At 55.9% G+C, this 12,054-nt stretch carries 12 protein-coding genes; 7 read left to right on the top strand and 5 right to left on the bottom strand.

What is annotated here, in order from left to right; all coding sequences use genetic code 11:
• The 4 genes from ACJ8IL_RS23585 to ACJ8IL_RS23570 form a co-directional block, all read right to left on the bottom strand.
• Positions 1-183 (bottom strand): hypothetical protein (locus tag ACJ8IL_RS23585; RefSeq protein ID WP_442516883.1); only part of this gene is annotated, 183 nt, incomplete at its 3' end.
• 434 nt (positions 184-617) lie between these two features.
• Positions 618-1,745, bottom strand: a complete 1,128-nt coding sequence (locus ACJ8IL_RS23580; RefSeq protein WP_442516882.1) for a helix-turn-helix domain-containing protein — start codon at positions 1,743-1,745, stop codon at positions 618-620.
• A 3-nt stretch (positions 1,746-1,748) separates the two neighbouring features.
• Positions 1,749-2,363 carry a hypothetical protein gene (locus tag ACJ8IL_RS23575; protein ID WP_232761382.1) on the bottom strand — a complete coding sequence of 205 codons (615 nt, stop codon included), beginning with the start codon at positions 2,361-2,363 and terminating at the stop codon, positions 1,749-1,751.
• 325 nt (positions 2,364-2,688) lie between these two features.
• Complete coding sequence (locus tag ACJ8IL_RS23570; protein WP_197812231.1) at positions 2,689-3,078, bottom strand: hypothetical protein; 390 nt, start codon at positions 3,076-3,078, stop codon at positions 2,689-2,691.
• Between the two features lie 360 nt (positions 3,079-3,438).
• Between ACJ8IL_RS23570 and ACJ8IL_RS23565 the strand changes: the two genes are divergently transcribed.
• Positions 3,439-4,623 carry a NupC/NupG family nucleoside CNT transporter gene (locus tag ACJ8IL_RS23565; RefSeq protein WP_060435300.1) on the top strand — a complete coding sequence of 395 codons (1,185 nt, stop codon included), beginning with the start codon at positions 3,439-3,441 and terminating at the stop codon, positions 4,621-4,623.
• A 34-nt stretch (positions 4,624-4,657) separates the two neighbouring features.
• Here the strand turns inward: ACJ8IL_RS23565 and ACJ8IL_RS23560 are convergent, their stop codons facing one another.
• Entirely contained in the window at positions 4,658-5,092 is a 435-nt protein-coding gene (locus ACJ8IL_RS23560; RefSeq protein WP_442516881.1) for a DUF3574 domain-containing protein, read from the bottom strand.
• 253 nt (positions 5,093-5,345) lie between these two features.
• Here ACJ8IL_RS23560 and ACJ8IL_RS23555 point away from each other — a divergent pair, with 253 nt between their 5' ends.
• The 6 genes from ACJ8IL_RS23555 (at position 5,346) to recG (ending at position 12,037) form a co-directional block, all read left to right on the top strand.
• A complete protein-coding gene (locus ACJ8IL_RS23555) occupies positions 5,346-5,963 on the top strand; it encodes a trimeric intracellular cation channel family protein (RefSeq protein WP_025304704.1) in 618 nt (205 codons plus the stop codon).
• Between the two features lie 211 nt (positions 5,964-6,174).
• On the top strand, positions 6,175-6,798 hold the full coding sequence (gene gmk / locus ACJ8IL_RS23550; RefSeq protein ID WP_060435251.1) for a guanylate kinase: 624 nt from the start codon (positions 6,175-6,177) through the stop codon (positions 6,796-6,798).
• Between the two features lie 54 nt (positions 6,799-6,852).
• Positions 6,853-7,128 carry a DNA-directed RNA polymerase subunit omega gene (gene rpoZ / locus ACJ8IL_RS23545; protein ID WP_004931221.1) on the top strand — a complete coding sequence of 92 codons (276 nt, stop codon included), beginning with the start codon at positions 6,853-6,855 and terminating at the stop codon, positions 7,126-7,128.
• 18 nt (positions 7,129-7,146) lie between these two features.
• On the top strand, positions 7,147-9,258 hold the full coding sequence (spoT, locus tag ACJ8IL_RS23540; protein ID WP_015379445.1) for a bifunctional GTP diphosphokinase/guanosine-3',5'-bis pyrophosphate 3'-pyrophosphohydrolase: 2,112 nt from the start codon (positions 7,147-7,149) through the stop codon (positions 9,256-9,258).
• Between the two features lie 5 nt (positions 9,259-9,263).
• Positions 9,264-9,959, top strand: a complete 696-nt coding sequence (gene trmH, locus ACJ8IL_RS23535; RefSeq protein WP_041037384.1) for a tRNA (guanosine(18)-2'-O)-methyltransferase TrmH — start codon at positions 9,264-9,266, stop codon at positions 9,957-9,959.
• Positions 9,956-12,037, top strand: coding sequence for an ATP-dependent DNA helicase RecG (gene recG, locus ACJ8IL_RS23530; protein ID WP_033636486.1), 2,082 nt, complete (start codon positions 9,956-9,958; stop codon positions 12,035-12,037). The genes trmH and recG overlap by 4 nt, the downstream gene beginning before the upstream one ends.
• Positions 12,038-12,054 lie beyond the last annotated feature (17 nt).

Below are 12,054 nucleotides of genomic sequence, written 5' to 3'. Positions count from 1 at the left end.
TAGTATGTCTGTTTGCTGTAAAACAAAAAGCTGGTCATCTTCGTTAAACTGAGAAACCCATCGTAGAACATGATTTTTATCATTAGTCGCGCAGAAATTATTATTACTATAGTCCTCTATAGTTTCAGCAATAGACTCAGCTAAAACATCCATTTCTTGCATTACTTCTCTAGTTATAGGCATTTTTCTTCCTTTAGTTAGTTGCCCTGCTTATACCAAGTTCTACTTTTGGACTAGAGAGACTATCGAATGATCACAATTCAGATCACTCGCTACCATACTCTTTACCTCAAATAGACTGGCTCGCAGGAGTGTGTGTAATTGATAAAAATCATAAATCTTAATTTCCCTTGGTTATCATGCGTTACAAAATACATTAATTCATTCTCGAGTAATTTTCATTTTTGCTAAAAATATTACACTGCACATTAATTATTTTCGATACCGCGAAAACTTCTAAAATCATGTCACGGATAGTACAAACTGCTAACTGCTACTTCTGGTTCGGAGCGGCCTATCAAACTAAATTTGATTATTTCCGATATCCGTGTCAAGTCAACTCAGGGCTCCGACCATTATTGCCACTATCACGAAGCCCCTCACCATGGAGCTTTTTATTAAAAATTGAATGGAACAACCACATCATCATAAATATCAGAGGTGGGCTCTTTATACTCCATCCCTGTAACACTCGACAACAATACTGGTTTTACACCTAATTTATCGGCCATCATTTCAAATGTTACACCTAAGTGTTCTTTCATAACGACTATACTTTCTTTCAGTATATGAGGCTCTTCCATTTGGAGAGCGTCATCAAACTTCTCTTGTCGCGATTGCCTAGTTTGGCTGAACCAGACATTAGCACTCCTGTATTGCTGTGCATTTATAAAACCTAAAAAGTGAGCTCTGAAAATTATCGCTTTTGCACTCATCTTCCATCTAACTTTTAATTCGTATACTTTTTTCCAATTAAAAGATCCATCGAAATTCAAGCATGCAGGAAACTCACTAGCAAATGACTTCCTTGGGAATAAAAAGGCGCTCGCAAAAGCATCTGCTTCTCTTTCCGTTTTTTTACAACCTGTTTCTATTCCATCATGCATTACCAAATGACCACATTCGTGAGCCAAATCGAATCTCATTCTGCAAACACTTTCCTTGGCTGTATTCCTTATTACTATTGGATACTTTCTATTTACAGATAGAGCATCAACTTTATCGGACACACCATCGAAACAAGTAACAATAGCCCCTTGATTTTCCAAAACATTAACCATATTGTCGATCGGAGCATCAGCTGATAAATTCCACCTGAGGCGTGCTCCCTCTGCAATCTTTTCTATTATGGGGGGAGTAAGTTCCTTAATTTTTGTATTATCGATTAAGTTAAAGCCATTTTGAGGCATATCCAAATGCTCATTCAACTCAACCACTAGCTGCTCAAGCACGGTGCTATATGCCTGCACCCGCTCTTTTACTCCCACTGGCGTTGTTTGTCTCTTCCGAAAATGACATTGCTCCGGCTTCACATCTCCAGACATAGGCATACCAAAAAAGGTAGGGGATACTTGAAGATATTCTGCCAAAGCGTTTCTGACATCCATCGAAGGAGCCCTTGCATCACTTTCATACTGGTGTATACCCTGCCTGGAAACAGATACAGCATCACCTAGCTCTTGAAGAGTTACTCCTTTGAGCAAACGAGCCAGCCTTAATTTTTCACCATAGAAATCTAAATACATACCTTACTGACCATTATCTTCGCCATCATTCTCTGCTTTTTTGTCTTTCTTTTTGACCGAGACTGATGCTTTTTTCGTTTCAACTGGCTGAGGCAATTCACTCATGGCAGGGCCAAAAGCAGGAACCCGCTCATCAAGAGGAATTTCCCAACACGAAATCTGCTGTCCTTCAAGGAAACCGACAAACGTCACACGCTCAACGTATCGCATTTCATCCAATTCGATAGCAAAAAACCAAAGTACAGCAGCAGCATCACCGACTTCTGGCTCAAGCCATGACATTTGCCTTAATGCTTCAATAGAGGGAATTAGCCTTCTTTCTTCGGGGCAGCCAGGCTTACCTCTATAAAGCCTTACAGGGACGGATTGAATCGAAAAAGTGAATCGACCATCAGGTTTCACAATTCCCAACCAAGGCCAATTTTTACTATCCTTAACCGCACGAATGATGCGTGATCGTGAACACTCATAAGCCCTCATGCCAGTACCACGGGCCGTATCACCTATGTCGTCATCATGCCGATCAATTACATCATCCCTAACGTCTCTAATCAGAGAGGCTAGCTGTTTCAAGCGATCAGCTGTTAGTACAGAGTTGAGTTCCCAAGGTTGCTTCATTCGAAAATGTTCCTCTTTCACAGGACAGATGCAGGTTTGAGGTAAGAAGGTGTGACAAGGCCAATAATCTTGCAATTTTCTAATTTTGTCAAGCAATGACAGAAAAGTAAAACCCTTGTGAACTTGTCAATTTCTGCTCATAACCAATCCTTCAAATTCAGGTGTACTTAAGAGTGTACGTAATCACTAATCAACAAAAACAAAAACAAAAACAAAAACAATATAAATCAATAGAAAGAATCTTAACTCAACATTCAGATTCACGAGTGATCCCGCTCCGCTCACCATCAAGCCCGCGCCACGCGGGCTTTTTTATGGCTGCAAATCAGCGATAGGCGGCCGCCTGTTCCTCACCGATCAACCCCATTTTCTGCAGCTGTACCGCAATGCTCCAGGTTGAGCGCTCGAACTCATCGCTCAGCGCTTCCAGCGTCGCCCCGGCCGCATGGCTCTCGCGCAGCCGCAGCTTTTCCTCTTCCGGCCAAGGGAAGTAGGCATTGGCCGGCCGCCCCTCGGCCAGATTCTTCTGCCGCTTCTCCTCCGGCGTCAACCGGGCTTTTTTCTGTAGTTCGGCTTCACCGTCGAACTCGTTGGCCAACGCGAACAGCAGGCGGATAGCCTCCGGCGCGCAGGCCGCCGAAGCCGGTCTCAACAGCTCGCCGGTGTCAGGATTAACCCCGTTGGCCAGCGCCCTGAGCAACGTGCCGGTATTCATCGTTCGCCTCCTTATCCGAGAAAATGCGCCGGTCGTGGCGCCTTGTTCAGGCATTTTTCTCTGCCTCCCTCGAGAAAACCACGCTTTGCGTCGGGAAAAATCGCTCATTGCGAGCCAGATTCCAGGCACCTGCACGCGCGGGACAGTGGTTGCATCAGGTTGCGAGCCGGCAGACCTCTGGGGAGACGGATCACCGGGGAGCTTATGAAAAACTGCCGAGCAGCGCGTGTGGATGACATTCGGCAAGATATCCCGCATGCCATAAGTATTTTGTTCTAATTATCACGCAATGTAATGAAAGGACGTCGATGCTGTGGCTAAATGTGTTTTTTCTCTGCCCGTGAACCGTACGGACCGTTTATGCCACAAATTCTGCAATTTATTATGGCTCTGGTGGTGATCATCGCCCTGGCGCTGCTGGTCAGCAACAATCGCAAGAAAATCCGCCTGCGCTATATCATCCAGCTGCTGGTGATCGAAGGCGCGCTGGCCTATTTCTTCCTGCACTCCGCCAGCGGGCTCAGCGTGATCAAACACGTCGCCGGCTTCTTCGACACCCTGCTCGCCTATGCTGCCCAAGGATCGGAGTTCGTGTTCGGCGGCATGAGCAAGGATGGCCTGGCGTTCATCTTCCTCGGCGTTTTGTGCCCTATCATCTTTATTTCCGCCCTGATCGGCATTTTGCAGCATTTCCGCATCCTGCCGCTGATCATCCGCCTGGTCGGCACCCTGCTGTCCAAGGTCAACGGTATGGGCAAGCTGGAATCGTTCAACGCCGTCAGCACGCTGGTGTTGGGGCAGTCAGAGAACTTTATCGCCTACAAGGGCATCATCGGCGATATCTCGCCGCGCCGCATGTACACCATGGCCGCGACCGCCATGTCGACGGTATCGCTCTCCATCGTCGGCGCCTACATGTCGATGATCGATGCGCAGTATGTGGTAGCGGCATTGATCCTTAATATGTTCAGCACCTTTATCATCCTGTCGATCATCAACCCGTATCAGGTCGAAGACGAGCCGGAGCTGAAGCTGAACAAACTGCATGAAGATCAGAGCTTCTTCGAAATGTTGGGCGAGTACATTCTGGCCGGCTTCAAGATTGCGATGATCATCGCGGCGATGCTGATCGGCTTTATCGCGCTGATCTCCGCCGTCAATGCGCTGTTCTCCGCGGTGCTCGGTATCAGCTTCCAGCAGATCCTCGGCTATGTGTTCTATCCGCTGGCCTGGCTGATCGGCATCCCGGCGGAAGAGGCCCTGCAGGCGGGCAGCATCATGGCGACCAAACTGGTGGCCAACGAATTCGTGGCGATGATTGAGCTGAAGAAGATCGCGGCGGAGCTGTCGCCGCGCGGGCTGGGCATTCTGTCGGTGTTCCTGGTGTCGTTCGCCAACTTCGCCTCCATCGGCATCGTCGCCGGCGCCATCAAAGGACTGAACGAGCAACAAGGCAACGTGGTTTCCCGTTTTGGCCTGAAGCTGGTTTATGGCTCGACGCTGGTGAGCCTGCTGTCGGCGGCCATCGCCGGCCTGGTGCTGTAATCCTTATTCCCGGCCGCATGGCCGGGAGTTCGCTTTAAAACGCCACGCACACCGGCGCATCCACCCGCATCACCGAATCCTGCGCAAACTGCTGCTTATAGCCGCTGCGCAGCGCCTCGATATTCGCCTCGCTCTCTTTGCCCGGCGCATGGATCAGCAGCAGCGCCTTGCTGTTCTCGCGCGCCAGCTTGCCGTTGTGGCCCAGCCACTGCCCTTTGGCATCAAAGACCGTCAGCCCGTCTTTAAAACGTGGCGTCACCTGGCTGTCGACGAAGGTTTGCCACTCGGCGGCGGTGATCGCCGGCCCCGCCGGGCGATTCAGGCCGAAGTAGAGCGTTGTTTGCATCATCGGATCGCCGGTACGGCAAGCCGGGGCGGGTGACACAGCCTGGTGGCCTGGCGCCACGCAGCCGCTCAGCAGCAGGGCGGCCATCACGGCGCCGGCGGCCAGTTTCGAGGAGTTTTTCATCTGCAGTCTCAGTTTCTCGGTTGAAGGATTCGCTGCAAAAAGCATAGTCAGCAATGGAAATCAGCGCGAAATTTCTAATGCTATTATCAACAGCAAAATGTTAAAAAAGGCTGGTTATCGGCAATAAAAACGGAGTTTGGATTAGCTAAATTAATCCGAAACGCCATCGGTGAAAAAAACTCAGTGGCGCGGGTCCTCGGCGGCGATTACCCTGCCGGCCATCATTCTGAGGCAAGTACGCTGTGAACCCCTTATGTTACTGAGCATCCTTTATATCATCGGCATCACCGCCGAAGCCATGACCGGCGCGCTGGCGGCCGGCCGCCGCCAAATGGACATGTTCGGCGTGATCATCATCGCTTCAGTCACCGCAATCGGCGGTGGGTCGGTGCGCGATATGCTGCTCGGGCATTTTCCATTGGGCTGGGTCAAACACCCGGAATACATCGTCATCGTCGCGATAGCGGCGATCGTCACCACCTGGGTGGCTCCTCTGATGCGCCATCTGCGCCGCCTGTTCCTCGTGCTCGACGCCGTCGGCCTGATCGTCTTCTCCATCATCGGCGCGCAGGTGGCGCTGGATATGGGGCACAGCGCCATTATCGCCGCCATCGCCGCGGTGATCACCGGCGTCTTCGGCGGGGTGCTGCGCGACATGTTCTGCAACCGCATCCCGCTGGTTTTCCAGAAGGAGATCTATGCCGGCATCTCCTTCAGCGCCGCCTGGCTGTATATCGGCCTGCAGCACCTCAGCCTGCCGCATAATCTGGTGGTGATCCTCACGTTGGTCGCCGGCCTGAGCGCGCGTCTGATCGCCCTGCGCTTCCGCCTCGGCCTGCCGGTGTTCAACTACCAGCATCCGGATCACTGATCTCGGGGCGGCAACGCGCCGCCGCCGAGGCCAAAACTGCAGAAATGTTGCCCTTCGACGCGCAAATTCGCTCATTCGCCGCTTTTTCCGCGCAAAGCGGCGGGCAAAATGCGAGCTAACGCTGCACCCGGCGCGTTAGCCGTGTATACTGTGCGGAGAAAATACACATCCGCTGTTATTGGCATATCAACCGTTATCAACGAACATCATCATGGCTCAAGGCACGCTTTATATTGTCTCTGCTCCCAGTGGCGCAGGTAAATCAAGTCTGATTCAGGCTTTGTTAAAGACGCAACCGCTGTACGACACGCAGGTTTCGGTTTCGCACACCACGCGCGACAGTCGCCCGGGTGAAAATCACGGCGAGCATTATTTCTTCGTCTCGAAAGACGAATTCCGCCGGATGATCGAGCAGGACGCGTTTCTTGAGCACGCCGAAGTGTTCGGCAACTATTACGGCACCTCGCGCGCCGCCATCGAACAAGTGTTGGCGACCGGCGTTGACGTGTTTCTGGATATCGACTGGCAGGGTGCGCAGCAAATCCGCGCCAAAATGCCGCAGGCGCGCAGCATCTTCATTCTGCCGCCGTCGAAGGAAGAACTGGGCCGCCGCCTGCGCGGGCGCGGTCAGGATTCCGACGAGGTGATCGCCAAGCGCATGGCTCAGGCCGTGGCGGAAATGACGCATTACGCGGAGTACGATTACCTGATCGTGAACGATGATTTCGATCTGGCGCTGTCCGATCTGAAGACCATCATTCGCGCCGAACGCCTGCGTTTGGGCCGCCAGTTGCTGCGGCATGACGCTTTAATCAGCAAACTATTGGCAGACTGAAGGCAGTTTCAGTATCATGCCCAGTCTTTTCGTCACCTGTGGAGTAGCACAAATATGGCACGCGTAACTGTTCAAGACGCTGTAGAGAAAATTGGTAACCGTTTTGACCTGGTGTTGGTCGCTGCTCGTCGGGCGCGTCAGATCCAGACCGGCGGCAAAGATGCACTGGTTCCGGAAGAGAACGACAAGTACACCGTTATCGCCCTGCGCGAAATCGAAGAAGGCCTGATCACCAGCCAGATCCTCGACGTGCGTGAGCGCCAGGAACAGCAAGAGCAGGAAGCCGCAGAGATTCAAGCGGTTACCGCGATTGCTGAAGGTCGTCGTTAATTAGACTGCGAGTCCGCCTTGTACCTGTTTGAAAGCCTGAATCTGCTGATTCAACGTTACCTGCCCGAGGAGCAGATTAAGCGCCTCAAACAGGCATACCTCGTCGCGCGCGACGCGCACGAGGGCCAGACACGTTCCAGCGGTGAGCCTTACATTACTCACCCGGTCGCCGTGGCCTGCATCCTGGCGGAAATGCGTCTCGATCACGAGACGCTGATGGCGGCATTGCTGCACGACGTCATCGAAGACACCCCAGCCACCTATCAAGATATGGAACAGCTGTTCGGCAAGAGCGTCGCCGAACTGGTTGAGGGCGTCTCCAAGCTCGACAAGCTGAAGTTCCAGGACAAGAAAGAAGCGCAGGCGGAAAACTTCCGCAAGATGATCATGGCGATGGTGCAGGATATCCGCGTCGTGCTGATCAAGCTGGCCGACCGTACGCACAACATGCGCACCCTCGGTTCGCTGCGCCCCGACAAACGCCGGCGCATCGCGCGTGAAACCCTGGAAATCTACAGCCCGCTCGCCCACCGTCTGGGTATTCATCACCTGAAGACCGAGCTGGAAGAGCTGGGCTTCGAGGCGCTGTACCCGAACCGTTATCGCGTGATCAAGGAAGTGGTGAAAGCCGCACGCGGCAACCGCAAAGAGATGATTCAAAAAATCCTCTCCGAGATCGAAGGGCGACTGACCGAAGCCGGCATCGCCTGCCGCGTCAGCGGGCGGGAAAAACACCTCTACTCCATCTACCTCAAGATGCACCTCAAAGAACAGCGTTTCCATTCCATCATGGATATCTACGCGTTCCGGGTGATCGTGAAAGAGGTCGATACCTGCTACCGCGTACTCGGCCAGGTGCACAGCCTGTACAAACCGCGCCCGGGGCGGGTGAAAGATTACATCGCCATTCCCAAGGCCAACGGCTATCAATCGCTGCATACCTCGCTGATCGGCCCACACGGCGTGCCGGTCGAAGTGCAGATCCGCACCGAAGACATGGATCAGATGGCTGAGATGGGGGTGGCCGCGCACTGGGCTTACAAGGAAAGAGAACAGGGCGAAACCGGTACTACGGCGCAGATCCGCGCCCAGCGCTGGATGCAAAGCCTGCTGGAGCTGCAGCAAAGCGCCGGCAGTTCGTTTGAATTTATCGAGAGCGTCAAATCCGATCTGTTCCCGGATGAGATTTACGTTTTCACCCCGGAAGGCCGCATCGTCGAGCTGCCCGCCGGCGCCACGCCGGTCGACTTCGCCTATGCGGTGCATACCGATATCGGCCATGCCTGCGTCGGCGCGCGCGTCGATCGTCAGCCATACCCGCTGTCGCAGTCGCTGACCAGCGGCCAGACCGTCGAGATCATCACCGCACCGGGCGCGCGGCCCAACGCCGCCTGGCTGAACTTCGTGGTCAGCTCGAAAGCACGTGCCAAAATTCGCCAGATGTTGAAGAACCTCAAGCGCGACGACTCCGTCGGCCTCGGCCGCCGACTGCTCAACCATGCGTTGGGCGGTAGCCGCAAGCTGGCCGAAATCCCGCAGGAAAACATTCAGCACGAGCTGGACCGCATGAAGCTGGCGACGCTGGACGATCTGCTGGCGGAAATCGGCCTCGGCAACGCCATGAGCGTGGTGGTGGCGAAGAATCTGCAGGGCGATCAGTCCAGCCTGGGCACCACCTCCGGCGTGCGTAACCTGGCCATCAAGGGCGCCGACGGCGTGTTGATCACCTTCGCCAAGTGCTGCCGTCCGATTCCGGGCGACCCGATTATCGCTCACGTCAGCCCGGGCAAAGGGCTGGTGATCCACCATGAATCTTGCCGCAATATTCGCGGCTATCAGAAAGAGCCTGAGAAGTTCATGGCGGTCGAGTGGGATAAAGAGACCGAGCAGGAGTTCATCGCCGAGATCAAGGTGGATATGTTTAACCACCAGGGCGCGCTGGCCAACCTGACGGCAGCGATCAACGCGGCCGAGTCCAATATTCAGAGCCTGAACACCGAAGAGAAAGACGGTCGGGTTTATAGCGCCTTTATCCGCTTGACCACCCGCGATCGCATCCATTTGGCAAACATTATGCGTAAAATCCGTATCATGCCGGATGTGATCAAAGTTAACCGCAACCGAAACTAGCGCTTATGAGTCCTGAACGCTATGCGCGGATTTGTGAAATGCTCGCGACCCGGCAGCCGGATTTGACGGTCTGCCTGGAGCAAGTGCACAAGCCGCATAACGTCTCCGCCATTATCCGCACCGCCGACGCCGTCGGCGTGCATCAGGTCCACGCCGTGTGGCCCACCACCCGCATGCGCACCCTGGTTTCCTCCGCCGCCGGCAGCAACAGCTGGGTCAGCGTTAAAACCCATCGCTCCATCGGCGACGCGGTCGGTCACCTGAAAGCGCAGGGCATGCAAATTCTGGCCACCAACCTGTCTGCGCGCGCGGTCGATTTCCGCGAGGTGGACTACACCCGGCCAACCTGCGTGCTGCTCGGCCAGGAAAAAACCGGCATCACCGAAGAAGCGCTGGCGCTCGCCGACCAGGACATCGTCATTCCGATGATCGGCATGGTGCAATCGCTCAACGTCTCCGTGGCTTCGGCGCTGATCCTGTATGAAGCGCAGCGCCAGCGGCAGAATGCCGGCCTGTATCGCCGCGACAACAGCATGTTGGATGAAGAAGAGCAGCAGCGTCTGCTGTTCGAAGGCGGCTACCCGGTGCTGGCCAACGTGGCCAAGCGCAAAGGGCTGCCACGCCCGCAGATTGACGAGCAGGGCCAGGTGGTCGCCAGCGCCGAATGGTGGGCGGCCATGCAGGCGACGGTGCGCAAATGAAAGGCCGCCTGCTGGATGCTGTCCCACTCACCACGCTTTCCGGGGTTGGCGCCAGCCAGGCGGGCAAACTGGCCAAGCTTGGCCTCGAGACCATTCAGGATCTGCTGCTGCACCTGCCGCTGCGCTACGAAGACCGTACCCGCCTCTACCCGATCAACGATCTGCTGCCGGGCATCTACGCCACGGTAGAAGGGGAAGTGCTGCGCAGCGACATCAGCTTCGGCCGCCGTCGCATGCTGACCTGCCAGATCAGCGACGGTACCGGCATCCTCACCATGCGGTTCTTCAATTTCAACGCCGCAATGAAGAACAGCCTGGCCACCGGCCGCCGCGTGACCGCCTACGGCGAGATCAAACGCGGCAACCACGGCGCGGAGATCATTCATCCGGAATACCGTATTCAGGGCGAAGCCAGCGAGGTCGAGCTGCAGGAGTCGCTGACGCCGGTCTACCCCACCACCGAAGGGGTGCGGCAAGCCACGCTGCGCAAGCTGACCGATCAGGCGCTGGAGCTGCTGGATACCTGCGCCATCGCCGAACTGCTGCCGCCGGAGTTGAGCGGCGGCCTGATGAGCCTGCCGCAGGCGCTGCACACCCTGCACCGCCCGCCGCCGGACATTCAGCTGGCGGATCTGGAGCTGGGCAAACACCCGGCGCAAAAACGCCTGATCCTCGAAGAGCTGCTGGCGCATAACCTCAGCATGCTGGCGGTGCGCGCCGGTGCGCAGAGTTATCAGGCGCAACCTCTGCTGCCGGACGATCGGCTGAAAAACCGTTTTCTCGCCCAGCTGCCGTTCTCGCCGACCGGCGCGCAAACGCGCGTGGTGGCCGACATCGAAGCCGACATGCAAAAAGACTTCCCGATGATGCGGCTGGTGCAGGGCGACGTCGGCTCCGGCAAAACGCTGGTGGCGGCGCTGGCGGCGCTGCGCGCCATCGCGCACGGCAAGCAGGTGGCGCTGATGGCGCCGACCGAGCTGCTGGCCGAGCAGCACGCCAACAATTTCCGCCAGTGGTTCGAGCCGCTGGGGCTGGAAGTCGGCTGGCTGGCGGGCAAACAAAAAGGCAAGGCGCGCATCGCGCAGCAGGAAGCCATCGCCAGCGGCCAGGTATCGATGGTGGTCGGCACCCACGCCATCTTCCAGGAGCAGGTGCAGTTCAACGGCCTGGCATTGGTGATTATCGATGAGCAGCACCGCTTCGGGGTGCATCAGCGGCTGGCGCTGTGGGAGAAAGGCGAAGAGCAAGGCTTCCACGCCCATCAGTTGATCATGACCGCCACGCCGATCCCGCGCACGCTGGCAATGACCGCCTACGCCGATCTCGATACCTCGGTTATCGACGAGCTGCCGCCGGGCCGTACGCCGGTGACCACCGTGGCCATTCCCGATACCCGCCGCGCCGACATCATTCAACGGGTGAAAAGCGCCTGTCTGGAAGAGGGGCGACAGGCTTACTGGGTGTGCACGCTGATCGAAGAGTCCGAACTGCTGGAAGCGCAGGCGGCGGAAGCCACCTGGGAAGAATTGAAAACCGCGCTGCCGGAGCTGAAGGTGGCGCTGGTGCACGGTCGCATGAAAGCGCAGGAAAAGCAGGCGGTGATGCAGGCGTTTAAACAGGGCGAGCTGCAGCTGTTGGTCGCCACGACGGTGATCGAAGTCGGTGTCGACGTGCCGAACGCCAGCCTGATGATCATCGAAAACCCGGAGCGGCTGGGCCTGGCGCAGCTACACCAGCTGCGCGGCCGCGTAGGACGCGGCGCCGTGGCTTCACACTGCGTGCTGCTGTACAAAACGCCGCTGAGCAAAACCGCGCAAACGCGCCTGCAGGTGCTGCGCGACAGCAACGACGGCTTTGTCATCGCCCAGCGCGATCTGGAGATCCGCGGCCCGGGCGAGCTGCTGGGCACCCGCCAGACCGGCAGCGCCGAATTCAAGGTGGCGGATCTGTTGCGCGACCAGGCGATGATCCCCGAAGTGCAACGCGTCGCTCGCCATCTCCATCAGCACTACCCGGAACACGCCCAGGCGCTGATCGAACGCTGGCTGCCGGAGAAGGCGCGCTACTCCAACGCATAAAAAAGGGCGCCGCAGGC

This window comes from Serratia sp. CY47444, assembly GCF_052168635.1.
Classification (GTDB): Bacteria; Pseudomonadota; Gammaproteobacteria; order Enterobacterales; family Enterobacteriaceae; genus Serratia; species Serratia bockelmannii.
This window is presented reverse-complemented; position numbering and strand designations above follow the sequence as displayed.

Coding starts and splice junctions, on each gene's coding strand:
- ACJ8IL_RS23580 (WP_442516882.1), bottom strand. CDS start 1,745: ATGTATTTAGATTTCTATGGTGAAAAATTAAGGCTGGCTCGTTTGCTC.
- ACJ8IL_RS23575 (WP_232761382.1), bottom strand. CDS start 2,363: ATGAAGCAACCTTGGGAACTCAACTCTGTACTAACAGCTGATCGCTTG.
- ACJ8IL_RS23570 (WP_197812231.1), bottom strand. CDS start 3,078: ATGAATACCGGCACGTTGCTCAGGGCGCTGGCCAACGGGGTTAATCCT.
- ACJ8IL_RS23565 (WP_060435300.1), top strand. CDS start 3,439: ATGCCACAAATTCTGCAATTTATTATGGCTCTGGTGGTGATCATCGCC.
- ACJ8IL_RS23560 (WP_442516881.1), bottom strand. CDS start 5,092: ATGAAAAACTCCTCGAAACTGGCCGCCGGCGCCGTGATGGCCGCCCTG.
- ACJ8IL_RS23555 (WP_025304704.1), top strand. CDS start 5,346: ATGTTACTGAGCATCCTTTATATCATCGGCATCACCGCCGAAGCCATG.
- gmk (WP_060435251.1), top strand. CDS start 6,175: ATGGCTCAAGGCACGCTTTATATTGTCTCTGCTCCCAGTGGCGCAGGT.
- rpoZ (WP_004931221.1), top strand. CDS start 6,853: ATGGCACGCGTAACTGTTCAAGACGCTGTAGAGAAAATTGGTAACCGT.
- trmH (WP_041037384.1), top strand. CDS start 9,264: ATGAGTCCTGAACGCTATGCGCGGATTTGTGAAATGCTCGCGACCCGG.
- recG (WP_033636486.1), top strand. CDS start 9,956: ATGAAAGGCCGCCTGCTGGATGCTGTCCCACTCACCACGCTTTCCGGG.